Here is a 22,870-nt window from a genome sequence, read left to right as displayed (position 1 = left end):
TCCCGAACTCAGAAGTGAAACCTCTTAGCGCTGATGGTAGTGTGGGGTCTCCCATGTGAGAGTAAGTCATCGCCAGCTCATTATTCCAAAAGCCCTCTGCTCATGCAGGGGGCTTTTTTTATGCGTGTATTTTCAATAAAGTTAAACTAAAAAGGCTTAAATTCAATTTAAGCCTTTTGTGAATCTAGTTATTTATTGATCTGCAGCGATAATAGACTGTGTTGCATTCTTTAGCATATACAATGCCTGACCCAATAAAATGTCTTTTTCAGCCAAAGTAACCAGAATAAGAGGGTGCTTCGGTGCTGCAACTGCTGTCAAAATAGCTTTACCATTTTCTGCATCCAAAGTAATACTCTGACAGCCAGTAAGATGAATTTCCTTAGTAAATGCAGAAACCATCGCTAAAATTGAACTGCTCACAGCAGCCAGCTTGCTGTTGTTATAGTTATCTTTCTTATGAATTGTGGCCAATTCAAACCCATCTGTTGAGCAGACCATTACATAATATCCGCCACGAACATTGCTAATAATCTCCTGAATTTGCTGTTTGGCATGCTGAACGAGGGCTTCTGGGGCTTGACGTCTTTCTTGTATAGTGAGCATGCTTTAATCCTTAGCTCATGAGGTTATGGTTGACTTCGATTGAAGTAATGAGGGCTTCTAAGAGAAGCAAGATGTCATCTTCTTGACGAGCATCTACAAAAAAGAGGGGAGTATAGAGATCCTGCTGGATCAGCCAGTCCTTATAAATCTGGGTAAAATGAGGGCTTTCAAGATCACTATGCGTAATCCCAATGGCAATATTATTGGTATATTCCTGGAATACTTCGATATAGATTTCCAGTTCCTGGATTGGATCATTCACTGTATGATCGATGAGAATAATAGCGCCTAGAGCGCCCTGACAGATGACAGGCCAGATAAAGTCAAAGCGACTTTGTCCAGGCGTCCCATATAGGCCAATTTTGGTTCCATCTTCTAATGTGATCTCACCATAATCGATTCCTACAGTGGTTTCCATTTTTGTATGGCTGCGGTCGTCAGTATTCAGTGCCTCAGTGAGTAACACTGGAATATCAGATAAGGAACGTATCGCGGCTGTTTTACCTGCGCCCATGGAGCCCGCAAAAACGATTTTATATTGTTGTAAAATCATAAGTATTTACTTTATTAAAATCCAAATTTAAATCGAAGCTTTCCAAAAAAGCTTTTAATGAAATTTTGCTGTTCAGTTTTTTCAACTGGCTCAGTGGTGCGATAGCGACTTTCCCAAGCATTAATTTTTTCAATATTGCCTGAAGCCATGCTGGCTGTGATAAATTGTCGAAGCGTGAGTAAAGGAATTGCATGTTGTTCAGCAATTTTTGAAATTTTAGCGCCTTGAATAAAACAGGCAGATATCTGAAAAATACGTTTTTTATGCAGCGGATGAGCCGGCTTTGGCCAGTAATGAATTTTGTAGTGACCATCTTCAGGCGCGATCTGAGCAAAACTAGGCGAGTTCCAGAAAAAATTCCATAACCAGTCCTGTAGAATCTGTGTTTCTCTACGTGTCACTTTTAAAAGGTCACTAGTGGATGCGAAGTCATATTGAAAAGAAAAGTCTGTGCCCGTTTCAGCTCGGTCTTTGTTTAACCAGGCCAGGTTTTTTGCTGAGTCAATAATGGCAATGGTGCCATGCCGGTCATAGAGATGTAATTTACCTTTTTCAGGATGCAGCATCTCTTTAAAAAAGTTAATTGTATAGGGATGCTCAGAAGATTGCTGGATCTGAACGTGGCTTGAAAATATAGGTTCTTCTATTTCTGAGGTAATTTCTGAATTAAGAACATTTTGCTCAAACCAGTGCTTGAGAATTTGTGTGTTTTGCAGGGGTAAAGCAAGCGTATTATTTATAATCTGGTTCGAATATAGATCATTTTTAGAGATGCATAAATAAGGACATTTTTGGTTTTTGAGAACACGTTGAATACCTTCTGTTTCAAGAAAGTATTCATACACCAACAGGCAATCGAGATGAGGATCGGAAGCAGTGTTCCATTGCAGGATAAAATGGTCAGGAGTGATGTGTTGTAAAGTTTTTTTTAGCTCATCTGCATCGTGAATACTTAAACCTGCTATTCCAATATGAATATAATGCCTATGCATTTTAAGTCTCGATTAAAGTTTATATTTTATTGGGTGAAGCGCATAAGGATCCCCTTTATTGCATGAAATAAAGGGGAAAACTGTGTATTAGCTGAAGTCTAAACCTTGTTCAAAAGATTTAAGCTCATGACGAGCCATAGCCAGGTTTGCTTTGGAGCGATCCAGTACAAGATACAGGAATACATTGTTATTCTTTTCGAGTGGGCAAATGAGGTGATATTGCTTGCCCAGCGTAATCAGAATATCTTCAATCGAGTCATTCAGGTTTAATGAATTCGCTACACGGCGTTTTGCGCGAACCACTTCTGTATTGCCGGCTGCTGCAAGTTCAAGATCGATATTGCCACCACCTTGAGTTGCCAGAGCTAAGCCGCTTTCACCATCAGCTAATGCTGCAGCAACGAAACCATCAATGTCTGTAAGTGTATCTTAGGTTACCTTAGCCATAATTATTTCCCTGTTATAAAAATAGTTGATGCGATAGTTGTATTTAATGAAGTTCGAATATTATCTTTTTCATTCAAATTCATTATAAAAATAGAGGAGTAAATTACAATTGAAGTAAAAACCATATAAAATTTAATGACTTACTTTGTATTTTAATTTTTAACTTGTACTTTTTAATTATGTGATGCATTTATCTTTTTATTTAATGATATGTGAAGTGAAATAATGATTATTTTTTGATCTATAATCTCATCTTAATCTAAAAGATGTAACAAAATATTTTGAATGGATTATGGAACTAATTAGGTAAAAATTTCAGTTGAAAAAATAGATTCACTTCATTCCTTGATAAATTTAAAGAATAAAAAAAGCCAATATCTCATTGGCTTTTAGTAAAACTAAATTTTTGAGGTTGAAGTAGTTATGCAAATACGCGTAATACTGCTTCAATCAATACCCAAAGAATCGCAAGCGCAACCACTGGCTCAACGATTTTTGCCCAGGTTGGTGTTTCTACAACAGCAACTTCTTCAATATCATGATGCTGGCTATTTTGATGAACCATTTGGCTAAACTCCTTCATTGATGCTTCTAATGATAGCTCTTCTTCATGAATTGGTTTAGAGCCTTTGAGTTCTGTTAGGTTATTTGTTGTCCAAACCCAATCATCTGCCTGCCCAGACAAATGTTCAATTTGTCCTTTCAACAGCTCTTGGATACTGGTCTGATTATGATTGCCAGTATCATGTAACTGCTTCAATTCAGTCAGCTGAAAATGGAAAATTTCAGACGTGAGCTGCTCCAGCTCGGGTTTCGGTAAAGTTGACTTGTTTTCCACTCGGGTAGTCAGGTGACGGGCGATTTCCAGAATATAAAGTTTATCTGGATGCTTGATTTCATTATATATTTTTTGCGGATTGTTACGCCATTCGCTAATCAGTTTGCCTAAAGTGAGAGCATTGATTTCTGAAATATATTTACGTCTTTCTTCTTTTGTATAGCCTTGTAGAAGCTCAGGCTTTTGAGTTTCTATCTGTTCAACAAAATATTGTACTAAATCAAAAGCCATTCACTTACTCCATTATTTTTAATCTAATAACCTTAGGGTTGGTTTTTTCTTTGCGGGTTCAGGCTGTTCTTCAGTGCTTGATTTTAAAGCATCTTCATCACTTTGTGTATGCTCATATTCATTTGGATCAAAGAATAATCCTTGACCATTTTCACGTGCATAGATCCCGAGGACTGCTGCCATCGGTACATAGATATCACGTGATACACCACCAAAACGTGCTGAGAAGGTGATGGCTTCATTATCCATATTCAGCGCATGAACTGCATGCGGCACAATATTCAGGACAATCTGGCCATCTTTAATAAACTGCTCGGGTACCATGGTGTTTGGACGTGTAGCATCGACCAGCAGATAAGGCGTCATATTGTTATCGCAAATCCACTCATAGATTGCACGTGCCATATAGGGACGGGTAGGACTTAAGTTGAATTCTTGTTCAGACATGATGTTTCTCTACAGGTTTGATTTGCTCTTGGTAGCGGTTTTTTTCCTGCAAGGTCATGGATTTTGCAAATGCAGGACGGCTAAAAACTCGCTGGCAATATAAATAAAATGGACGACATTGTTGTCGAGGTAATTCTACTCCCATGCTTTTAAGTCGAATGAAAATGGGAGCCAGCATGCAATCCAAGATGCTGAAATGTTCCGACATAAAATAAGGGAAATGCTGGAACAGGGGCGTTAATGAAATCAGGATATCATGCAACTGTTTTTGAGCCTTCACTTTGGCTGCAGTATCCAGAGTATCCGGATGACATAGCATAATATCGGCCAGTTTGAGCCAGTCATTTTCAAAACGCCAGATATATTGTCGCTGTTCCGCACGAGGCATGGGAGCATCTGCATAGAGCTTGTTCTGGCGGTAACGATCGTCTATATATTCGGAAATGATGCTGGTATTGAATAATTTTAAATCATTTTCAATCAGCATGGGCAGCTGGTTATAAGGATTGAGGCTGGCCAGATCTTCATCATCACTATCGACCAGGATCAGGTTATATTTAATCTGCTTTTCGGCAAGTACGTAGCGAATCCAATGGGAACGAAAGTCATCGGCATGGCTATATAAGGTGAGTCCTTGAAGTGGCGCGCTTTCGACTGACATAAATCCTGATTAAGTTCTAATGAATAGACTAGGATACTAAAAATCAACCTAAAAAGCACGAAGCATAAAAAGCCAATTGGACTAAGGCAGAGTAGAGTAGAGAAAAAAATGAAAGGAGCAGAACAACATGATCATGAATTTTGGCTTAATAATTCTGTTTATTATCATCGGTGTTGCGAATTATTATCTGACCAAATCCTTCTGGTGTCATGAAGGGGTATGGGGTAAGGATGTGCATGAACAATGACAATAAAGATATTATTAAGTGGTCATTTTCAAGCCATAAAAAAACCCTGGTTATACACCAGGGTTTTTTGTCCGATTCGGTAAACGAATTAACGTTTAGAGAATTGAGGACGTTTACGAGCTTTACGTAAACCAAGTTTCTTACGTTCAACTTCACGAGCATCACGAGTAACGAAACCAGCTTGACGAAGAGCAGGTTTAAGAGTTTCGTCAGAAGCGATCAGTGCACGAGTAATACCGTGACGGATAGCGCCTGCTTGACCACCGATACCACCACCAGCAACAGTGATGTAAAGGTCATATTTCTCAGTCGCTTCAAGAAGCTCTAGAGGTTGACGAACAACCATACGAGCAGTCTCACGACCGAAGTATTGTTCTAAAGAACGGTTGTTGATTACGAGTTTACCAGTACCAGCAGATAGGAAAACACGTGCAGTTGCGGTCTTACGGCGACCTGTACCATAGTTAGTAGCCATGTGCTGTATCCCTTAGATGTCCAAAACTTGTGGCTGTTGAGCAGTATGTGGATGCTCAGTACCAGCGTACACTTTCATTTTTTTGATCATTGCATAACCAAGAGGACCTTTTGGCAACATGCCTTTTACAGCGCGTTGGAAAATTTCTTCTGGTTTGTGAGCAACTAATTTTTCAAAATTAGTTTCACGAATACCACCAGGGAAACCAGTATGGCGATAGTATTTCTTGTCAAGTGATTTGTTACCAGTCACTTGAACTTGCTCAGCATTGATAACAACGATGTAATCACCAGTGTCAACGTGAGGAGTATAAGAAGTTTTATGCTTACCGCGTAAACGACGAGCGATTTCAGTCGCGAGACGACCTAAAGTTTTGCCAGAAGCATCAACAACGTACCAGTCGTGTTGAACTTCAGCTGGCTTAGCGCTGAGAGTTTTCATTAAACCACTACCTATTATAGTTGGTTTGGACTATGGAAGCTGTCCAAACAAAAGGAGACGCGATTCTAAACGAAAACGTGAAGAATCACAAATGGAAATATAAAATTTCAAGTGGCATATTTTACATGAGAATATCGCTAAAACCTAGAGAAAAGTTTAAAAAATAATCTATAATTTACAGCACGAGAAATTCATAAAAAAATATAAAAAAAGGGGGGGCAAATGAATCGCTCAAATGCAGTTTTACAGGTGTTTTTAATTTTATATATCAGCTTGATTAATTTATTGTTTCTCAGTTTATTTATTGCAGAGCTTAAATACTGCAATTATGACTATGTTTTTGCCATAGTATTTTTTAGCATCGTCACGTTGGTTGTTCCATTTGTGCTCATACTCATCGCATCTTGGATCACGCCAGCTGACTTGGCGAATTTTGCACAAAAATTAAAAAAGTATTGGTTGATCAATGGTGGCATATTTTTGGGCTTTATCTTATTCAGTATTTTACTTAGCTTTATGCAAACCCATACAAAATGCACGCTTTACTTTGGGTAAACAATTAAAATTTTCTGTATGGTTGCGTTCCAGTATATCACTCTGGTTTTTAGGTAACTTGAACACCAAGGGCAGATATGATTACAGCACGTGAAGAAGTTGAATTGATCAAGTGTATAATAGCCTTTCATCGGCCTTATCAATGAATGTCATGCTCCCTTTATATATCACCAGCGGTGAACCAGCAGGAATTGGTCCTGATATCTGTTTAAGTCTAGCCAATCGTCAATTTGAACGACCAATAGTGGTTTTAATTGATGGTGATTTGATAAAACAGCGTGCGCAACAGTTAAAGCTCAATGTTGAATTGGTTGAATATGTTGACCAAACGGAAGCTGCACCCATTGGACAGCTTTATATTGAGTCCATTCCTTTAAATAGCACTGTTGTTGCAGGGCAGTTAAATGCTGACAATGCTGCTTATGTATTAGAACAATTACGTCGTTCGGCAGACTATGCCATGTCAGGTAAAAGTGTCGGTGTGGCTACAGCACCAGTACAGAAATCTATTATCAATGAAGCGGGTATTCACTTTAGTGGTCATACCGAATATTACCAGGAATTTGCTGGGGTACCGCGTGTAGTGATGATGCTGGCCACCAAGACTTTACGTGTAGCGCTAGCGACTACCCATTTGGCCTTACGCGATGTACCTGATGCCATTACGCCTGAACGATTGCATCAAATCATTGATATTCTGATTCATGATCTGAAAACCAAGTTTAGAATTGAACATCCGCATATTCTGGTCTGTGGTTTAAACCCACATGCAGGTGAGGGCGGTTATCTGGGGATGGAAGAGATTGAAGTCATCAATCCAGTACTGGAGACTTACCGTACTCAAGGTATCAATATGAGCCTGAGCTTGCCTGCAGATACTTTATTTACTCCTGAAAACTTGAAAGATGCCGATGCTGTTCTGGCGATGTATCACGATCAGGGCTTACCTGTGTTAAAATCTCAGGGCTTTGGTGAAGCCATCAATATTACTTTGGGCTTACCGTTTATCCGAACTTCTGTCGATCACGGCACAGCACTCTCCCTCGCAGGTACAGGCCTTGCGAAAAGCTCAAGCTTACATGTGGCTGTGGATTTGGCGCTGGATTTAGCGCGTCAATGATCTCGTCTTTATTACACGTTGGAAATGTCTATGTATCAGATTAATGCCTTAAACCCAAAAGATGAAGGGCATCACACGCGTAAGCGTTTTGGTCAAAACTTCTTACATGACCAACGTGTCATTGCCAAAATTGTGCGTTCCGTAAATCCGCGTGCAGGCGAAAATATTGTTGAAATTGGTCCGGGTCTGGCTGCTTTGACATCTCCTTTAATTGGTGAATGTGATGCCTTGACCGTACTTGAGCTGGACCGTGACTTGGCCGCTGGTTTGCCGGGTCGTGTGCCGCATCCTGAACGTTTAACCATTATTGAAACAGACGCACTGAAATACGATTTCACCAATTTGTTTGAAGAAGGTCGTCCGCTACGTGTAGTCGGAAACCTGCCTTATAACATTTCGACACCACTGTTGTTCCATCTCCTGGAATTTGGTGACAAAGTGAAAGACATGCATTTCATGCTGCAAAAAGAGGTGGTCGATCGTATTACAGCTTCACCGAACACCAAAGAATATGGTCGTTTGTCGGTGATGATCCAGTATTACTGCAAACCGACTTTTCTGTTTGAAGTGCCGCCAGGTTCTTTTAATCCGCCACCAAAAGTGACTTCTGCGGTGTTCCGTTTGGAGCCATATGATGTAAAACCGATCGTGGCAAAAAATGAAAAAGCTTTGGCTCGTCTGGTATCGCATGTATTTACCCAGCGCCGTAAGACTTTGCGTAATAGCCTGAAAGGGATGCTGGTTGAAGATGGTTTTGAAAAGGCAGGTGTGGATCCAATGGCACGTCCAGAGACACTGTCACTTGCCCAATTTGTGGCTTTATCTGATCAAATGGTAGCTTAAAAATAATGACCCGCACTGTTCGATACAATTATGTGATTGGTGATGTACAAGGCTGTTTTGAAGCCTTGAAGGCACTGCTGAAAGAAATCCGTTTTGATCCTGATCAGGACTTTGTCTGGTTTGCTGGTGATCTGGTGGCTAGAGGGGAAAACTCGCTGGGTGCATTACGCTTCATTAAAAAGCTTGTCGATAATGGCGTGGCGGCAACAGTGCTGGGTAATCATGACCTGACTTTGCTGGCTTATGCACGCGGTATTAAGCCGATTAAAGACAAGGATAATGTCCGTGATGTGATTGATGCGATCGACAGTGATGAGTTAATTGACTGGATCCGTAAACAGCCGATGTGTCTGTTTCCGAATGAACAGACGGTACTGACCCATGCCGGTATTCCCAATATCTGGGATGCAGCCAAGACGGCTGAATTGGCCAAAGAAGTAGAAGCCATTATTGCCCATGATGATTTTGAGGTGGTGGATGCTTTCTTAAAGGAAATGTTTGGGAAAGAGCCTACACTCTGGTCAGATGAATTAGAAGGTCATGATCGTACGCGCTGTATCGTGAATTACCTGACCCGGATGCGTTTAACTGACGCAGAAGGGCGTCTGGAATACAGTTTTAAAGATTCACTGGATGATCCGATGCCAGAAGGGTTTAAGCCCTGGTTTGAATTTGAATCGAAAACTGCCGCAACCCATCAAATTGTATTCGGGCATTGGGCTGCTTTACAGGGTAAAACCATTTCTGAGCGAATTCAGAATGTCGATGGTGGTTGTGTCTGGGGCAATCAGCTAATGGCTTATCGACTGGAAGACCAGCAAATGTTTGCCGTCGATAATCCGGTATTTTAAAATATTTAAAGCTCAAAAAAGCCACGTTGAACGTGGCTTTTTTATTGTGCTGATGATTAGTCTGCGCGAATCCAGGTCTGGTTGCGGCCCAGAACTGAAACACCCACACTGGCACGTAGCGTTAAACGCTTGCCGGTATTGTTTAGACGAACCTTGGCATCATAAATTTTACCTGCCAATGGATCAATGACACGACCTTTTTCATAATTTTTGGTGCCTTCAACGTGTTTCAGACCTTTTAGAATAGTCATGCCTAAAATCGGTTGATCGGTATAAGGGGCTGGACATTTATTACATTTTTCGCGTGGTGTATAACCTGGACGTGGCGTGATTTTCACAATCTTGCCTGAGTAAGTATTATTCGCTTCTTTTTCGATGACAATGATGGCTTTTGCTGCTCCAGTTTTATCATCAATTTGTTGCCAGGTTCCGCTAATATCTTGAGCCCACAGGTTCATCATGAATCCTGTAGTCAATGTGGCAAGGAGTATCTTCTTTAACATATCCATCATTCCAAAGAACTTTTCATTATTGCCCGCACATGTTAGGAAGATTGCACAAATAGTCAATAAATAATTAAAAATCATGGAATTAAATTTATAAAAAAAGCTGCCTGTTTGGCAGCTTTGAGAAAAAGTGTGAACTTATTCCTGGCGAATCCAGGTCTGGCTACGGCCTAAAGCAGAAACACCCACATAACCACGTAGGGTTAAACGTTTGCCGTTGCTGCTTAGACGAACCTTGGCATCGTAAATTTTACCTGCCAATGGATCAATCACACGACCTTTTTCATAATTCACGCTATCACCGACCTGTTTTAAACCTGTCAGTACGTCCATCCCCAGGATCGGCTGATTGGTATAAGGTGCAGGACATTTATTACAGGTTTTTTGCGGAGTATAGCCTGGACGAGGCGTTACTTTGACAATTTTGCCGGCATAAGTACCATTGCTGTCCTGACGGATTTCAATCAGTGCTTTGGGTGAACCAGTCTTATCATCGATTTGTTGCCATGTCCCGGTCAAGTCTTGTGCATAAATGGTCCCAGTCATGAATGTAGCAATGAGCATTAATCCTAATTTAGATTTATTCATTTATATTTATCCTTTTTTCATAGATGAAACAAACTATCCCAAACACAAGCGTGTGGTTTTTTAATTTTGGTTGATTTTAGAGTAATGAGCGTTGCAGATCGCTCGGTCAATCTGCTTTAAGCCTGTTGATTCCCCATGACAGAAACCTGTCGATGTTAATTGCTTTGTTACTGAATTTTCAGTAAAAGCAGAGAAATTCAGTAAGATCTTTAACATGGTAATGTCTTGCATTCTATCTCCTTATATTGCGCATCAAAATCCGTTTGATGCTAAGCCTGTTAAAGCAAATGAATCTAATATTTATATGCATGTTTTATATTGTATAAAAAAAGCATCTGTCTAATATTGATACAACTTAATGCATGAAAATGCAAGCTTCTGTGCACTAAGTCATGAATTAATCTTGTTTAATCCAAGTCTGGCTGCGTCCCAAGGCTGAAACACCTACATAACCACGTAGGATTAGACGTTTGCCATTGGCACTTAATTTAGCTTTGGTGTTGTAAATATTGCCGGATAAAGGATCAATCAGTTTACCTTGAGAGAAATTATTATTGCCTGCATCCTTTAAGCCGGTGAGTACATCCAGACCAAGAATCGGTTTATTGGTATAAGGTGCAGGGCAGGAAACACAGGTTTCGCGCGGTGTGTAGCCAGGACGAGGCGTAATCTTGGTAATTTTGGCGGTATAAACACCATTTGAAGTTTCACGAATTTCCAGAATTGCTTTAGCTGATCCTGTTTTATCGTCAATACTTCTCCAGGTACCTGAAATATCGGAAGCGAAAGCCAGATGACTGAAAAAGGTCAGGGCTAAAACGGATAATAATTGAACCTTTTTCATAGGTCTGTTCCTGAGTGAAAAATTCTTTATTTCCCTATAGTAAGAATAGTTTCATTCAGAAACAAACGTTAAATATTGATTGATGAGTCACATTTTTTGCAGATAAAGTATAAAAGTTGGCAACCAGATCGCAGTAAAAACGGCATTCACTGCCATGCCAAACGTAGCATAACGTCCGGCAACATTGCCACGCTGCCAGGCTTGAGCTGTACCAATCGCATGTGCTGCTAGACCTAGAGCCAGACCTGAAGCACGCTCATCATTGATATGTCGTAAAATAAATGGTGAAAATGCTGCACCAATTACGCCAGACAAAATGACGATCAGAATGGCCAGACTAACAGGTGCCTCCAGTAAGGTCGCAATATTAATTGCAATTGGTGTCGTGACTGCACGGGTGGCAAAGGCCATGATGTCGCCAGAAGACATATGTAGTAAATAGGCGAGACCCATCGGTAAGGCGACCGCACTGATACTGGCAAAAACCAGAATTCCGACAATAGCTTTCAGTGGCAGGTCATCATAACGCATGGCGGCTAGCGGAATCGCCAGTGCAACTGTGACATAACCAAGCAAATGGTTAAACAGTGGATTGACCTCATCCATATAATGCTCATAAGGAATACCCAGCACCAATAAAATCACCAGCACCAGGAACATGCTAAACACAATCACAGGAATTTGCGGAATAACACGATTGCAGGGTTTGGCAAGCAGATAAGCAATTAAGGTAATCGCAAAGCCATAAAGAACAGAAAACATGTGCGACTCCTATAACCAGCGTTTTGCCATTTTGGCGTAGATCCAAAGAGGGAGCAGAGTACTCAGGCATAACACCAGCATAAAGGCCGGAATTTTTTGTCCCATATGCATCAACATAATTAGCGCGCCTGCACTAATCGGTAAAAAAGCGAAGGCACTTTCTTTCATCAGCTTGTTATTAGTATCCACCAGACGCGCTGGAATTTTGCCAAAATAGCGCCAGGCAAATAAGGTGACTAGCAGGCTGATGAGTCCGACCAGATTGCCCAGTTCAGGGTGTTCCAGCTGGGTCATTAGCCAGACTGAAGCTTCACGAAATACAATAATTAAGAGGAGAGTGCTGATCCATGCTGGCCAGTCAATATGTTTTATCCGGTTCATTGGTGATGTCATTTAAAAGTTTACTTATCAAGTTTTACTCGATCTTACGCTGGATTTCAAACTCTTCAAGTGGACGCTGGAATTGAAGTGCTTGAGATCCCAGAATTTCTTCTATCGGTAAATGAGCCTGTTTGATCAACTGTTCCAGCTTCGGAGGTGCAATCCGTACATCGATATGTAACTGACCTTCATCATCATAATGTTCAGACTGAATCACGTTCAGCGCATAAAGTTGATTGCGCAGTTTGCCATAGGCAGGTTTCAATACCAGTTCAAAGTGCTGAATCTGACCCATTAATGCTTCATGCACGGCTTTGCGTAACAGATCCAGACCTTCACCACTATGTGCTGAAACATAGACCCGTTCAGGCTGACCGGGCTGGCGATAAATGATTTTGGCATCTTCACCGCTACAGTCGATTTTATTATAAACCCGTAACACCGGGACGTCGGCACCAATTTCCTTGAGCACCTTTTCAACGGCTTCAATTTGTTCAAGCATTTCCGGACTGCTGGAATCAATCACATGCAAAAGCAGGGTGGCTTCAACGGTTTCTTCCAGAGTTGCTTTAAAAGATTCGACCAGTGAATGCGAAAGATTACGCACAAAGCCTACCGTATCTGCCAGTACCAGATTACCGACGCCGTCCCATTGCAGGCGTCTTAAAGTTGGATCCAGAGTCGCAAATAGTTGGTCTGCTGCAAAAACATCGCTATCGGCCAGAATATTGAATAAGGTAGATTTTCCCGCATTGGTATAACCTACTAAAGACACGGTTGGAACAGCCGCTTTTTGCCGAGCAACACGGCCCTGAATACGGGTTTGACGGACTTTTTCTATTTTGGTTTTAAGCTGTCCCATGCGGATACGCAATAAACGGCGATCTGTTTCTAGCAGGGTTTCACCCGGACCACGCAGACCGATCCCGCCTTTCTGGCTATCCAGATTGGTACGGCTACGAACCAGTCGTGAAGACAGATGCTGTAATTGTGCCAGTTCAACTTGCAGTTTCCCTTCATAGGTACGGGCACGCTGTGCAAAAATATCGAGGATGAGTTCGGTACGATCAACCACCCGGCAATGCACCACATTTTCAAGGTTACGTGCTTGGGCAGGTGTCAGCGCATGATCGAAGATGACCAGATTGGCATCCAATTCTTTGACCCGTTCAGCAATTTCTTCTGCTTTTCCTGAACCCACAAAAAATTTGGCATCCGGTTTTAAGCGTTGAACAAAGAGATGTTCCAGAATTTCGGCATTTGCAGATTGAGCTAACAGATGAAACTCTTCAGCATCAAGGTCATCCAGCATTTGTACGCTCACACTGACCAGTATGACGCGTTCTTTTCCCTGATGTTGCTCAAAATATTCCACTCAGGCCAATCTCCAGTTGAAAACTTCATTTTAGTTGAAAATGAACTTTACAGATACTGAAATAGCGGGCTTTGTTTTAGAGTGCCGTGACAAACAGTTGTGCAAGTGTTACGAGCAGCGCCGTATATAACAGGGTACCACCCAAGATATAGCTCAATACTTTTAAGGGCCGAATCATCTCAGCTGATTTCACTGTTTCATCTTGCATGATGAGCATCCTTTTTAATCTAATATTTCGATTGATTTATTTTATTTAATTCATTCAATGAATTTAAATTGAAAATATAGATGTACTTGGTCGTTTTTTATTATCAATGCAAGTTGGACATGAACAGTATAAAATGAGTTTAATTCGTGGATATTCCCTGTATCTTGTTTAGGATTTAGTGACCTTTTTATGAACTCGACTGTACAAAATCAATCACCTGAGATACAAGGTTTTGCAAAATTCTTTCTTTATACAAGAAAAACGACTTCTGCATTAGCAGCCATCAGCCAGGGGTTTTATCTGGTTTACCGTCATGGTTTGTATAAAGATCCGAATAATCCGAACAATACCCGATATGTGCAGTATTTCTGTCGCCAGTTGTGCAAGGTATTTAATATTGAGGTTCAGGTCCATGGCGTGATTCCACGTGAGCCGGCATTATGGGTGAGCAATCATGTGTCCTGGCTGGATATCGCCGTTTTGGGTTCAGGCGCGCGAGTGTTTTTTCTGGCCAAAGCTGAAATTGAAAATTGGCCAATTCTAGGCAAGCTGGCTAAAGGTGGTGGCACCTTATTTATCAAGCGTGGTTCAGGAGATTCGGTCAGAATCCGTGAACAGATTACCGGCTTCCTGAAACAGAATATTCCAGTCCTGTTTTTTCCTGAAGCGACCACATCTGATGGACGCTCAATTAAAAAAATTTATGGACGTATTCTGGGTGCAGCGATTGAAGCGCAACGTCCGGTACAAATCTGTCTGATCTGTTATGTGAATCAGCAGGGTGAACTAGATATGGTGGCGCCTTTTATTGGGAACATCAGTTTTGCCAAACATGTACAGAATGTTCTGGAAATGCCTAAAGTGACAGCTCATCTGATGGCCTTACCAGCAATTTCGACTGAAGGGCATACAGTAGAAAGCCTGACTGCATTAGTACATGAAAATATGCTAGAAGGTTTGCAAAGGTTACAAACCAAAGTATTAAAAAAGCCTCATTAAGAGGCTTTTTTATTAGAAATACTCAGAGATATTCATTACATAAAACCTTCGATCGGGAGTATCGACAGGAATTTTATTGAGGCTTTTTGATACCACTTCATTCCTGGCTCTTTTTTAAAGGTCTTTGTTTCACCTTTGGCATTGCGGATTTTCCAGTTAATGTTCTGGTTGGCATCCAGAACCAACTTATAGGCATACTTGCTTAAATTCTTGTCCATGGTTTCGTGTACCGCACGGGCCAGATTAGGACTATTTAGCAATACGCCAATTTCAGTATTCAAATAAGCTGAGCGTGGATCGAAATTAAAAGAACCAATAAATACCTGTTTCTGGTCAATGGCCATCAATTTGGCATGCAGGCTGGAACGGCTCAGGCCTTTTAAGCTGACCTTCGCTTTTTGTGCCAGCTCTTCAGTATTGGCATTCAGGTTGTCGGCATCTGGCGCGGCCAAAAACTCGTAAAGTTTTACATCATTTTCTAGCAATTCCTGACGATATTTAGCATAAAAGGCATGGACCAGCGGCACGTCATTGGCCTTATAAGAATTGGTCAGTACTCGAACTTTGACATCTTCTGAAGCCAATTTCTTGAGACGTTCTGCACCCTGTTTTTCCGGTACAAAATAGGCCGACACGATATCCACACTTTCTTCCGGTTTTTCCAGATGCTGTAATAACTGGAAGTTCAAGTGATCTTCAGTCTTAGCCTTTGACTTGATTTTACTTGGTGGATCTTTGACGACTTCAGCTTCTACCCAATCAAGTTGAATGTTGTGTTCCAGCCATTTATCGAAAGCCTGTGAACGATTGGCCAGATTCAGGTAGTTCTGGATTGCAGTATCATGGCTATATTCTTCCAGCTGCTGTTTCAGGCTCGGGTAGCGTAGCGTATGATGACGAGGATTAACAATCTGCCGAACCGGATAGGCATAATCATCATTCCAGTATTCATCAAAAGAATGAATGATTTCATCAGAAGCGGCACCGACCAACATCACATCTACATCAGAGAACTGATAACTGTCACTGACGTTATAATATTGGTTACTCATATTACGGCCGCCAATCAGGGCAATCTGGTTATCGGCAATGAAGCTTTTGTTGTGCATGCGGCGGTTGATCCGTTTTAGATCCAGCAGCATATCCATGGCACGATATTTACGGAAACGGTAGGGGTTATACAGTTTGACCTCAATATTCTGGTGCTGATCTAGTGCCAGATAAATACCTTCCATTTTCTTGGCATTGTTATCATCCATCAACAAACGGACTTTGACGCCACGGTCTGCTGCCTGAATGAGGGCATGCAGAGCCAGTGCACCAATACGGTCGTTATCCCAGATGTAATATTGCAGATCCAGACTGCGTTCCGCTTTATTAATCAGCTGGATACGTGCAGCGAGTGCTTCGAGCGGATCTGGTAACACGTGATAACCGGTCAGGCCAATATTCTGCCGACGTAAAGGTTCAACAATCTGGGCCAGACTGGTTTGCGAGGTATCCGTTTCAAATGCCATCCGGCTAGGCTGTTCAGTTTGCGGAGGCAGCGTACTGCAAGCAGGAATGCCGAGTACCAGGCTGCAGCTCAGTAAAATGCCAGCTTTATAGCGGTAAGCTTTTGATAAGCCAGAGGGTTTTGAATGAGCGGAAGCGTGGGGAGCATTTACCATAAACATCAAAGACTGAAAAATTTGGATTGAGTATAATTGCCAGCTATGAAAAGATAAATATAAAGCCACTAATCAGCTCCTCGACTCGACAAGGCAAATCTATGTGGGATACCAGTTCCGTACTTTTTTATTTTTATCTAGGCATGGCCATTCTTGCCGTTTGGGCAGTGTATCAGGCCTGGTCGAGTCAGTCTCGTACAGAAACCATTCATCCCTTTAAAGCGTTTTGTCACCTGCTGGCTTTCTATCTGGCCTATTTACTGATTCCGTTGGTGTTCTTCAGTATTTATGCAGGATGGATGGGCTACTATTCGATTCATGAGTCTATTTTTATTTTTGTGATTAGTGCCGTACTCAGTTATGCACGTTTTATCGAGCCGCATTTGATTCGGGTTAAAACCACGCCTTATCAAATCAATCCTCAGCAGAAACTTAAAAAACCGGTACGGATTGCCCTGATTGCAGATTTACATATTGGCCTGTTTTCCGGACATGAACGCCAGTTAAGACAGATTGTACATAAGTTGAATCATCTGAAACCTGACTTGGTAGTGGTCGCAGGAGACTGGACTTATGAACCGGAAAATAAACTGGCACAGGAGCTGGCGGTCTTAAAAGAAATTCATGCGCCGGTATATTCGGTGACAGGGAATCATGATGAACAGTATCCTGGCCCTCCGATTCAGGAATTGCTTCGTTATGCGCTGGAAGTGAATCAGGTTATGGACATTGAAGGGCAGATTGTCGAGTTTGATGAATTTCGTCTGCTCGGGGTAGGGGATTTGTGGGCTGGAAAAACCGATATGCGCGCAATGCCGGATCTGCCTCAAGACAAGCCTTGGGTGATTCTGTCGCATAATCCAGATACCGTGGATATGGTGCCGAAATTGCCAACACGACCATTGATGCTTTCTGGACATACGCATGGTGGGCAGGTCGAGTTACCCTGGCTGACGGATTATGTGATGAAAAAGGTTTCCATTCTGGGCCATAAAAAAGGCTTGTACCGGCATGAGCATGCAGATGTATTTGTGACCGTGGGAACGGGCATGGTAGGGGTACCATTTCGTTTTCGCGTACCACCAACCATTGATATTATCGAATTGGTCTAAAAAAAACTGATTCATTCGCTGCTGTTAAAGCAGTAGCCAGAGCACAATAATAATCAGTAAAATAACGGCTGCGGTGATCCAGATTTTCTTTTCAATCTCACGGCCGGGCACACGTTTGCCGACTTGCTGTGCAGCCACCTCAGTATCTTTAGCGATGCTAAGGTTGGGATGATCTGGAACTTCCAAAGATGTAGTTACCACCGGAATATTTTCATCAGCATCATCAGTAAAGCGTGGGCCGATATTGCCTTTATTGTCTCGATTAAGCGCCAGATCATGCTCTCTGACAATTTCATCAATGACCTGTATCGCCTGTGATTCATCTAAAGCTGTATGCGTCCGGATATAGCGAATGGCGTCCAGTTTTTTATCATCCTCTAGCAGAATCACAATATCTACCAGCTGTTCTTGAGTAAGTTGCTCAATAAGATCCTGCATCACTCTGTCTCATTCTCTGGCTTTATTTATTTGATTGTTCCCGAAATATCAGCAAAGAAGTAGCAAGTTTTTGTTGTGAAATCATAAAAAAAAAGCCAGCATGAACTGCTGGCTTTGATCGAGATGACTTAATCTGTCAAGATCCTTAGATCTGATTGTTTACATCATCATTTTTAGTTTCACGGATCAGCAAGAATGCAAGTAATGACAGGATAGAGGCTGCTGTGAGGTAATAACCTACTGCAGACAAGCCATACGTTGTTGCCAGTTTGGTTGCAATCAGTGGCGCAAAAGATGCACCAAAAATACCTGCCAGGTTAAAGGTCAGGGCAGAACCGGTATAACGTACTGAAGTAGGGAAGATTTCAGACAATACGGTACCAATCGGACCATAAGTCAGACCCATGATCGCTAGGCCAATACATAAAAAGAAGAACACAACCAGCGTACTGCCTGATTCAAGCATATCGGCAAAGAAGATACCGAAAATAGCAGAGACCACACATACCGCGATTGAAGTTGTCTTACGACCGAATTTTTCTGCAAGAACTGCTGAAAGTGGAATAAATGCAGCAAAGCACAAAGTTGCAACTAATTGCAATTGAAGGAATTCTTCACGTGTATAGCCGAGCTGTTTAGTACCCCATTGCAATGCGAATACAGTCGTCAGGTAGAACACCACGAATGTACAGATCGCAGCGATGGTACCCAATACCAGCATTTTAGAATGCTTTTTGAATACTTCGAAGAAGGGTACATTCACTTCTTTCTGCTTTTTCAACACGTTCTGGAATGCAGGGGTTTCATGCAATTTCAAGCGAATCCATAAACCCATAATCACCAGTAGCGCACTAGAGATAAATGGAATACGCCAGCCCCATTGCATGAACTCTGCTTCAGACATGAATGCGCCAAGCGTCAAGAATGAACCTGTTGCCAGAATGAAGCCAATTGGTGCACCAAGTTGCGGGAACATACCATACCAGGCACGTTTGCCTTCTGGCGCATTTTCAGTTGCCAGTAGAACCGCACCTGACCATTCACCACCCAAACCAAGACCTTGGCCTAAACGGCAAAGGGCCAGCAATAGTGGCGCAGCAATACCGATTTGTGCATAAGTTGGCAATAAACCAATGGCAACGGTAGAAAGACCCATGGTCAACAAGGCCGCGACCAGTGTCGCTTTACGTCCGATCCGGTCTCCCAGATGACCAAAAAGTGCAGCGCCGATTGGACGGGCAATAAAGGCAATCGCAAAGGTTGCCAGCGACTGAATAGTCGCAGTCATAGGATCTGTACTTGTAGGGAAGAACAGATAAGGGAAAATAATAACGGCAGCTGTGGCATAAATATAGAAATCGAAGAACTCGATTGTAGTGCCCACTAAACTTGCTGTTAAAACACGAAATTTTGAATTGGTTGCTGTAGTTTCTGTTACAGCGATAGAATCTGAAGACGCCATGAATAACCTTACACTTACTAAAAATAAAAAACTTAGTTTTAAAAGCGTAATCTTTTTAAAAAAGGCGTAATTTTTTAAAAAAACAACTGCAATCTTCTCGTTTCAACTCGCTCAGGGTCACTGAAATGGAGAAATGAGATGATTAAATCACGTAAAGATAGATAGACAGAAAATGTGATCCTGCGCCTATCAATACAAAAATGTGCCAGATAGCGTGGGTATATCTTACTCTTTTCAAAGCGTAAAACAATGCACCTACAGTGTATGCTAAGCCACCAATGATCAGAAAGGTTAAAGATTGAGCACTTAAGTACTGCTGCATATCGTCCATAACCAGTAGTGCCAACCATCCCATGACCAGATAAGCGACCAAAGAAAGTTTCTGGAAACGGTTGATGAAAATGAACTTGAATAGTGTTCCCAGTACAGCAATCACCCATAAGGCAATCAGTAAATACTGGGCTTTGGCCGTTGGAATCGCAATCGACAGGAAGGGGGTATAGGTACCTGCAATCAGGTAGTAAATTGCCGTATGATCAACTTTTTTGTAAAAATAGCGTCGGTCTGCAGCGGTAGACATATGGTAGAGCATAGAAGCGGAAAACAGCAGAATCATGCTGAAAGCATAGACCCAAAGGCCAATCCATTGTCCTGTACTCAAATAAGAGCCTTTAATAATCAATAAAATACCGGCAATCAAAGCCAGCGCAGCACCAAGGCCATGACTAATATAATTAATCCGTTCCTCATTGTGATCATAATCTGGAACTAGGGGAGCATTCTGCATGATTGTCATTCTTGTTTAAATATACACTTGTATAATAATTTAATTTTGCTTTTAAGTTAAGAACAATTAAACTTGAGCAGCAATTCATATCAGGTTTTTCTTATGTCGACATCGACTTCTCTCTCGGTTCAGGAACAACAATTCTTGGAGGCTTTTCAGCAAGCCTTTGAAACTGATCATTTTGATCGTCTGATCTTAAGTCAGTATAAAGGTGAACTTGAACAATTGGAGAAAATGACCTTTAGAGTCATTTCGCTCAATGAACAGAAGGTTTTGAGCTGTGTCTATCGATACAAGACTCAGGATGTCACCAAAAACTATCCTTTGAATGAAGCCTTGACTCAAGTAACGGAATTATTGGCCTGTTGCAAGCAAGCTAACCTGTTCACCGATCAGGAAGAATTGCAGCTGAAGAAAAACAAGAAAAAGGCCATGCTGACACGAAGTAAAGCTAAACCTGCCTCTACAAAGACAAAAGCCGAGCAGGGCCATGACCGGGTTAAACAGCGTTATGTCGATCAGGACAGTGTATTCCTACAGCATTTAGGAATCACCGATCAGCAAGGCCAGATCATTCCGAGCATGGCGCGTAAGTGGAAACAGATTAATAAATTTGTCGAGATTTTCTCAGGCGCACTGGCTCAAATCCAGCCGCAGGAACAAGGATTACGTATCGTCGATTTCGGTTCAGGTAAGGGATATTTAACCTGTGCGCTATATGATTATATGCAAAAACATGGTCAGACGCCGTATGTCACCGGCGTAGAGCTGAATCCCAAAATGGTCGAGTTCTGTCAGAATGTTGCACAGCAATCCGGTTTTAGCCAGCTGGATTTCTTCCAGGGTGATGTGCGTACCTATGAACCGGAACGTCTGGATGTAATGATCGCTCTGCATGCGTGTGATGTGGCGACCGATTTTGCGATCCATAGCGGTATTCGCCTGAATGCACAAATCATCATGTGTGCTCCATGCTGTCATAAAGAGTTAAGACCGCAATTACAGAGTCCGAAAGTGCTGTCGCCAATGTTGCAGTTTGGCATTCATGCTGGGCAGCAAGCCGAAATGCTGACGGATACCATTCGTGCCTTATTGCTTAAGGCGTATGGGTATGAAACCAAGGTCTTTGAATTTGTGGCCCTAGAACACACCAGTAAAAATAAAATGATTCTGGCGACCAAACGGAAGGATTATGGACAGCCCGATCAGGCTGTTCTCGCCCAGATTCAGGCATTAAAAGAGATGTATGGAATTCAAAAACATTCACTGGAATTGTTATTGAATAACCAGTGGGATCAGCAGGGAATTGGTTCTAAATGCTAGACAATCACAATCTTAAGATCGTGTCAGGCAGCTGGGATGAGTTAGCCCAAGATGCCAGAGTGATACGTGAAGCCGTTTTTATTCAGGAACAGCAAATTGCTCCCGAAGATGAATGGGATGCTGAGGATGCAATCTCTACGCATTTTGTGGCTTATTTACAGGATCAACCCGTTGCAACTGCACGCTTATTAAAAAATCACAGTATTGGTCGTGTAGCTGTGTTGCAGTCGGCACGTGGTACGGGTATCGGCCAAAATATCATGCAGGCTGTGATTGATCAGGCCAAGACAGAGCAACGTGAATTCCTAAAGCTTTCTTCACAGGTACATGCGATTGGCTTTTATCAGAACTTGGGTTTTGACGTGCAGGGTGAAGAATATCTGGATTGTGGCATTCCACATATAGATATGTATCTCAGCTTAAAAGACTAAAAAATAAAAAAGCGAGGAAAACCTCGCTTTTTTAAATTTGATCTTGGAACTGCTTAGTGGCCATGAGTGGTATTTTCGTCATGGCTAGCATTGTCCATCTGTGCATGTTCTTCAGCAGACATATTGTGCTCTTCCACGCTCGTCTCATGAGTCTGATGAGATGAAGAGGTCGCCTGACGAGCTTCACGGTCAGCCTGTGCTTTGGCTAAAGCTTCTGGAGACATCGCAGGTGCATTCTTAAATGCATGCTGCTGGGTATTTTCTTTCTTTTGCTGGCTTGGCATGTAGTCTGGTTCATTACTGACCGCAAGCCAGAAAAACAACATGAATAATCCACCTAAAATACAGAAGATAATCAGTGCTTTCCAACCCCAAGGTGATTTTTCAGGTGAACTGTGATCAGTCATATGCATGTACCCATCGTGGATGTCTAACTCATGTAACTTTATAACATAAATTGCCTGGAAAGCAGATCAAAATGTGTCATTTAGAGAGAATATCAAACTTAGAAATTCTATGGCGTTGAAATAAAAAAAGAGGAGCTAAGCTCCATTGCTGTCCCACAATTTTTCACAAGAGGAAGCTCAAATGAGCTTCCTCTTGTTTTATGGGTATTTTATCGGGTGAAAATAAAGCTTTTAAAGTTCTTCAGGTTTCAAACAAATTCACTTGAATTA

29 protein-coding genes are annotated in these 22,870 nt (G+C 41.8%); 8 read left to right on the top strand and 21 right to left on the bottom strand.

What is annotated here, in order from left to right; all coding sequences use genetic code 11:
* Nucleotides 1-192: 192 nt before the first annotated feature.
* From FTU01_RS14410 to rplM, 9 genes are all read right to left on the bottom strand, one after another.
* Nucleotides 193-606: a roadblock/LC7 domain-containing protein gene (locus FTU01_RS14410; protein WP_180139759.1), complete on the bottom strand. Its 414-nt coding sequence runs from the start codon at nt 604-606 to the stop codon at nt 193-195.
* 10 nt (nt 607-616) lie between these two features.
* Nucleotides 617-1,159 carry an ATP/GTP-binding protein gene (locus tag FTU01_RS14405; protein ID WP_180139756.1) on the bottom strand — a complete coding sequence of 181 codons (543 nt, stop codon included), beginning with the start codon at nt 1,157-1,159 and terminating at the stop codon, nt 617-619.
* A gap of 14 nt (nt 1,160-1,173) precedes the next feature.
* Nucleotides 1,174-2,151, bottom strand: a complete 978-nt coding sequence (locus FTU01_RS14400; protein ID WP_004785263.1) for a hypothetical protein — start codon at nt 2,149-2,151, stop codon at nt 1,174-1,176.
* An 87-nt stretch (nt 2,152-2,238) separates the two neighbouring features.
* Nucleotides 2,239-2,565, bottom strand: coding sequence for a roadblock/LC7 domain-containing protein (locus FTU01_RS14395; protein ID WP_373686388.1), 327 nt, complete (start codon nt 2,563-2,565; stop codon nt 2,239-2,241).
* A 454-nt stretch (nt 2,566-3,019) separates the two neighbouring features.
* Nucleotides 3,020-3,667 carry a hypothetical protein gene (locus FTU01_RS14390; RefSeq protein WP_159123653.1) on the bottom strand — a complete coding sequence of 216 codons (648 nt, stop codon included), beginning with the start codon at nt 3,665-3,667 and terminating at the stop codon, nt 3,020-3,022.
* A gap of 18 nt (nt 3,668-3,685) precedes the next feature.
* The gene (locus tag FTU01_RS14385; protein WP_034704105.1) at nt 3,686-4,114 is read right to left on the bottom strand and encodes a ClpXP protease specificity-enhancing factor; all 429 of its coding nucleotides are present in this window, start codon (nt 4,112-4,114) and stop codon (nt 3,686-3,688) included.
* Nucleotides 4,107-4,775: a glutathione S-transferase N-terminal domain-containing protein gene (locus FTU01_RS14380; RefSeq protein WP_180053026.1), complete on the bottom strand. Its 669-nt coding sequence runs from the start codon at nt 4,773-4,775 to the stop codon at nt 4,107-4,109. Before FTU01_RS14380 ends, FTU01_RS14385 begins: the two co-directional genes overlap by 8 nt.
* A 335-nt stretch (nt 4,776-5,110) precedes the next feature.
* On the bottom strand, nt 5,111-5,497 hold the full coding sequence (rpsI, locus tag FTU01_RS14375) for a 30S ribosomal protein S9 (RefSeq protein WP_004785251.1): 387 nt from the start codon (nt 5,495-5,497) through the stop codon (nt 5,111-5,113).
* Between the two features lie 12 nt (nt 5,498-5,509).
* A complete protein-coding gene (gene rplM, locus FTU01_RS14370; protein ID WP_004785249.1) occupies nt 5,510-5,938 on the bottom strand; it encodes a 50S ribosomal protein L13 in 429 nt (142 codons plus the stop codon).
* A 222-nt stretch (nt 5,939-6,160) separates the two neighbouring features.
* Between rplM and FTU01_RS14365 the strand changes: the two genes are divergently transcribed.
* From FTU01_RS14365 to FTU01_RS14350, 4 genes are all read left to right on the top strand, one after another.
* Nucleotides 6,161-6,493 (top strand): hypothetical protein, encoded by a 333-nt coding sequence (locus FTU01_RS14365; protein WP_159123655.1) that lies wholly within the window; start codon nt 6,161-6,163, stop codon nt 6,491-6,493.
* Nucleotides 6,494-6,644: 151 nt separating this feature from the next.
* Nucleotides 6,645-7,613 (top strand): 4-hydroxythreonine-4-phosphate dehydrogenase PdxA, encoded by a 969-nt coding sequence (gene pdxA / locus FTU01_RS14360; RefSeq protein ID WP_180139753.1) that lies wholly within the window; start codon nt 6,645-6,647, stop codon nt 7,611-7,613.
* 30 nt (nt 7,614-7,643) lie between these two features.
* Nucleotides 7,644-8,456, top strand: a complete 813-nt coding sequence (rsmA, locus tag FTU01_RS14355) for a 16S rRNA (adenine(1518)-N(6)/adenine(1519)-N(6))-dimethyltransferase RsmA (RefSeq protein ID WP_034704111.1) — start codon at nt 7,644-7,646, stop codon at nt 8,454-8,456.
* Between the two features lie 5 nt (nt 8,457-8,461).
* On the top strand, nt 8,462-9,307 hold the full coding sequence (locus tag FTU01_RS14350) for a symmetrical bis(5'-nucleosyl)-tetraphosphatase (RefSeq protein WP_180139750.1): 846 nt from the start codon (nt 8,462-8,464) through the stop codon (nt 9,305-9,307).
* Nucleotides 9,308-9,363: 56 nt separating this feature from the next.
* Here the strand turns inward: FTU01_RS14350 and FTU01_RS14345 are convergent, their stop codons facing one another.
* The 7 genes from FTU01_RS14345 to FTU01_RS15620 form a co-directional block, all read right to left on the bottom strand.
* Complete coding sequence (locus tag FTU01_RS14345; RefSeq protein WP_179993345.1) at nt 9,364-9,810, bottom strand: DUF2147 domain-containing protein; 447 nt, start codon at nt 9,808-9,810, stop codon at nt 9,364-9,366.
* 141 nt (nt 9,811-9,951) lie between these two features.
* Nucleotides 9,952-10,401 carry a DUF2147 domain-containing protein gene (locus tag FTU01_RS14340; protein WP_004785238.1) on the bottom strand — a complete coding sequence of 150 codons (450 nt, stop codon included), beginning with the start codon at nt 10,399-10,401 and terminating at the stop codon, nt 9,952-9,954.
* Nucleotides 10,402-10,798: 397 nt separating this feature from the next.
* A complete protein-coding gene (locus FTU01_RS14335) occupies nt 10,799-11,245 on the bottom strand; it encodes a DUF2147 domain-containing protein (protein WP_159123659.1) in 447 nt (148 codons plus the stop codon).
* An 87-nt stretch (nt 11,246-11,332) separates the two neighbouring features.
* Nucleotides 11,333-12,007 (bottom strand): LrgB family protein, encoded by a 675-nt coding sequence (locus tag FTU01_RS14330; protein ID WP_166139224.1) that lies wholly within the window; start codon nt 12,005-12,007, stop codon nt 11,333-11,335.
* A 9-nt stretch (nt 12,008-12,016) separates the two neighbouring features.
* Nucleotides 12,017-12,388 carry a hypothetical protein gene (locus FTU01_RS14325; RefSeq protein WP_180139747.1) on the bottom strand — a complete coding sequence of 124 codons (372 nt, stop codon included), beginning with the start codon at nt 12,386-12,388 and terminating at the stop codon, nt 12,017-12,019.
* Between the two features lie 34 nt (nt 12,389-12,422).
* A complete protein-coding gene (gene hflX / locus FTU01_RS14320) occupies nt 12,423-13,763 on the bottom strand; it encodes a ribosome rescue GTPase HflX (protein WP_180139744.1) in 1,341 nt (446 codons plus the stop codon).
* A 76-nt stretch (nt 13,764-13,839) separates the two neighbouring features.
* Nucleotides 13,840-13,971 carry a hypothetical protein gene (locus tag FTU01_RS15620; protein ID WP_004785224.1) on the bottom strand — a complete coding sequence of 44 codons (132 nt, stop codon included), beginning with the start codon at nt 13,969-13,971 and terminating at the stop codon, nt 13,840-13,842.
* 189 nt (nt 13,972-14,160) lie between these two features.
* On the opposite strand from FTU01_RS15620, the gene FTU01_RS14315 reads away from it, so the two are divergent.
* On the top strand, nt 14,161-14,970 hold the full coding sequence (locus FTU01_RS14315; RefSeq protein ID WP_180018591.1) for a 1-acyl-sn-glycerol-3-phosphate acyltransferase: 810 nt from the start codon (nt 14,161-14,163) through the stop codon (nt 14,968-14,970).
* A gap of 35 nt (nt 14,971-15,005) precedes the next feature.
* Here the strand turns inward: FTU01_RS14315 and FTU01_RS14310 are convergent, their stop codons facing one another.
* Nucleotides 15,006-16,640, bottom strand: a complete 1,635-nt coding sequence (locus FTU01_RS14310; RefSeq protein WP_171521878.1) for a phospholipase D family protein — start codon at nt 16,638-16,640, stop codon at nt 15,006-15,008.
* Between the two features lie 101 nt (nt 16,641-16,741).
* Between FTU01_RS14310 and FTU01_RS14305 the strand changes: the two genes are divergently transcribed.
* Nucleotides 16,742-17,752, top strand: a complete 1,011-nt coding sequence (locus FTU01_RS14305) for a metallophosphoesterase (RefSeq protein WP_179993349.1) — start codon at nt 16,742-16,744, stop codon at nt 17,750-17,752.
* A 24-nt stretch (nt 17,753-17,776) separates the two neighbouring features.
* Here the strand turns inward: FTU01_RS14305 and FTU01_RS14300 are convergent, their stop codons facing one another.
* The 3 genes from FTU01_RS14300 to FTU01_RS14290 all read right to left on the bottom strand — a co-directional run bounded on the left by FTU01_RS14300 (nt 17,777) and on the right by FTU01_RS14290 (nt 20,439).
* On the bottom strand, nt 17,777-18,190 hold the full coding sequence (locus FTU01_RS14300) for a hypothetical protein (RefSeq protein ID WP_180012195.1): 414 nt from the start codon (nt 18,188-18,190) through the stop codon (nt 17,777-17,779).
* Between the two features lie 145 nt (nt 18,191-18,335).
* On the bottom strand, nt 18,336-19,652 hold the full coding sequence (locus tag FTU01_RS14295; RefSeq protein ID WP_180003873.1) for an MFS transporter: 1,317 nt from the start codon (nt 19,650-19,652) through the stop codon (nt 18,336-18,338).
* A 142-nt stretch (nt 19,653-19,794) separates the two neighbouring features.
* Entirely contained in the window at nt 19,795-20,439 is a 645-nt protein-coding gene (locus FTU01_RS14290; RefSeq protein ID WP_034704133.1) for a hemolysin III family protein, read from the bottom strand.
* Between the two features lie 102 nt (nt 20,440-20,541).
* Here FTU01_RS14290 and FTU01_RS14285 point away from each other — a divergent pair, with 102 nt between their 5' ends.
* On the top strand, nt 20,542-21,762 hold the full coding sequence (locus tag FTU01_RS14285) for an SAM-dependent methyltransferase (RefSeq protein ID WP_180139741.1): 1,221 nt from the start codon (nt 20,542-20,544) through the stop codon (nt 21,760-21,762).
* Nucleotides 21,756-22,193 carry a GNAT family N-acetyltransferase gene (locus tag FTU01_RS14280; protein WP_179993352.1) on the top strand — a complete coding sequence of 146 codons (438 nt, stop codon included), beginning with the start codon at nt 21,756-21,758 and terminating at the stop codon, nt 22,191-22,193. The genes FTU01_RS14285 and FTU01_RS14280 overlap by 7 nt, the downstream gene beginning before the upstream one ends.
* A 53-nt stretch (nt 22,194-22,246) precedes the next feature.
* Here FTU01_RS14280 and FTU01_RS14275 read toward each other — a convergent pair whose 3' ends face one another.
* Complete coding sequence (locus FTU01_RS14275) at nt 22,247-22,600, bottom strand: hypothetical protein (protein ID WP_034705429.1); 354 nt, start codon at nt 22,598-22,600, stop codon at nt 22,247-22,249.
* Nucleotides 22,601-22,870: the final 270 nt, after the last annotated feature.

Origin of the sequence: Acinetobacter sp. YH12043 (genome assembly GCF_013419915.1) — a bacterium.
Lineage (GTDB): Bacteria > Pseudomonadota > Gammaproteobacteria > Pseudomonadales > Moraxellaceae > Acinetobacter.
The sequence above is the reverse complement of the archived record's forward strand: the minus strand, read 5'-3'. Positions and strand labels throughout refer to the sequence as shown.

Excerpts from the sequence above, each read along its gene's own strand:
- FTU01_RS14410 (WP_180139759.1), bottom strand. The coding sequence starts at position 606 with ATGCTCACTATACAAGAAAGACGTCAAGCCCCAGAAGCCCTCGTTCAG.
- FTU01_RS14405 (WP_180139756.1), bottom strand. The coding sequence starts at position 1,159 with ATGATTTTACAACAATATAAAATCGTTTTTGCGGGCTCCATGGGCGCA.
- FTU01_RS14400 (WP_004785263.1), bottom strand. The coding sequence starts at position 2,151 with ATGCATAGGCATTATATTCATATTGGAATAGCAGGTTTAAGTATTCAC.
- FTU01_RS14390 (WP_159123653.1), bottom strand. The coding sequence starts at position 3,667 with ATGGCTTTTGATTTAGTACAATATTTTGTTGAACAGATAGAAACTCAA.
- FTU01_RS14385 (WP_034704105.1), bottom strand. The coding sequence starts at position 4,114 with ATGTCTGAACAAGAATTCAACTTAAGTCCTACCCGTCCCTATATGGCA.
- FTU01_RS14380 (WP_180053026.1), bottom strand. The coding sequence starts at position 4,775 with ATGTCAGTCGAAAGCGCGCCACTTCAAGGACTCACCTTATATAGCCAT.
- rpsI (WP_004785251.1), bottom strand. The coding sequence starts at position 5,497 with ATGGCTACTAACTATGGTACAGGTCGCCGTAAGACCGCAACTGCACGT.
- rplM (WP_004785249.1), bottom strand. The coding sequence starts at position 5,938 with ATGAAAACTCTCAGCGCTAAGCCAGCTGAAGTTCAACACGACTGGTAC.
- FTU01_RS14365 (WP_159123655.1), top strand. The coding sequence starts at position 6,161 with ATGAATCGCTCAAATGCAGTTTTACAGGTGTTTTTAATTTTATATATC.
- pdxA (WP_180139753.1), top strand. The coding sequence starts at position 6,645 with ATGCTCCCTTTATATATCACCAGCGGTGAACCAGCAGGAATTGGTCCT.
- rsmA (WP_034704111.1), top strand. The coding sequence starts at position 7,644 with ATGTATCAGATTAATGCCTTAAACCCAAAAGATGAAGGGCATCACACG.
- FTU01_RS14350 (WP_180139750.1), top strand. The coding sequence starts at position 8,462 with ATGACCCGCACTGTTCGATACAATTATGTGATTGGTGATGTACAAGGC.
- FTU01_RS14345 (WP_179993345.1), bottom strand. The coding sequence starts at position 9,810 with ATGTTAAAGAAGATACTCCTTGCCACATTGACTACAGGATTCATGATG.
- FTU01_RS14340 (WP_004785238.1), bottom strand. The coding sequence starts at position 10,401 with ATGAATAAATCTAAATTAGGATTAATGCTCATTGCTACATTCATGACT.
- FTU01_RS14335 (WP_159123659.1), bottom strand. The coding sequence starts at position 11,245 with ATGAAAAAGGTTCAATTATTATCCGTTTTAGCCCTGACCTTTTTCAGT.
- FTU01_RS14330 (WP_166139224.1), bottom strand. The coding sequence starts at position 12,007 with ATGTTTTCTGTTCTTTATGGCTTTGCGATTACCTTAATTGCTTATCTG.
- FTU01_RS14325 (WP_180139747.1), bottom strand. The coding sequence starts at position 12,388 with ATGAACCGGATAAAACATATTGACTGGCCAGCATGGATCAGCACTCTC.
- FTU01_RS15620 (WP_004785224.1), bottom strand. The coding sequence starts at position 13,971 with ATGCAAGATGAAACAGTGAAATCAGCTGAGATGATTCGGCCCTTAAAA.
- FTU01_RS14315 (WP_180018591.1), top strand. The coding sequence starts at position 14,161 with ATGAACTCGACTGTACAAAATCAATCACCTGAGATACAAGGTTTTGCA.
- FTU01_RS14310 (WP_171521878.1), bottom strand. The coding sequence starts at position 16,640 with ATGGTAAATGCTCCCCACGCTTCCGCTCATTCAAAACCCTCTGGCTTA.
- FTU01_RS14305 (WP_179993349.1), top strand. The coding sequence starts at position 16,742 with ATGTGGGATACCAGTTCCGTACTTTTTTATTTTTATCTAGGCATGGCC.
- FTU01_RS14300 (WP_180012195.1), bottom strand. The coding sequence starts at position 18,190 with ATGCAGGATCTTATTGAGCAACTTACTCAAGAACAGCTGGTAGATATT.
- FTU01_RS14295 (WP_180003873.1), bottom strand. The coding sequence starts at position 19,652 with ATGGCGTCTTCAGATTCTATCGCTGTAACAGAAACTACAGCAACCAAT.
- FTU01_RS14290 (WP_034704133.1), bottom strand. The coding sequence starts at position 20,439 with ATGCAGAATGCTCCCCTAGTTCCAGATTATGATCACAATGAGGAACGG.
- FTU01_RS14285 (WP_180139741.1), top strand. The coding sequence starts at position 20,542 with ATGTCGACATCGACTTCTCTCTCGGTTCAGGAACAACAATTCTTGGAG.
- FTU01_RS14280 (WP_179993352.1), top strand. The coding sequence starts at position 21,756 with ATGCTAGACAATCACAATCTTAAGATCGTGTCAGGCAGCTGGGATGAG.
- FTU01_RS14275 (WP_034705429.1), bottom strand. The coding sequence starts at position 22,600 with ATGACTGATCACAGTTCACCTGAAAAATCACCTTGGGGTTGGAAAGCA.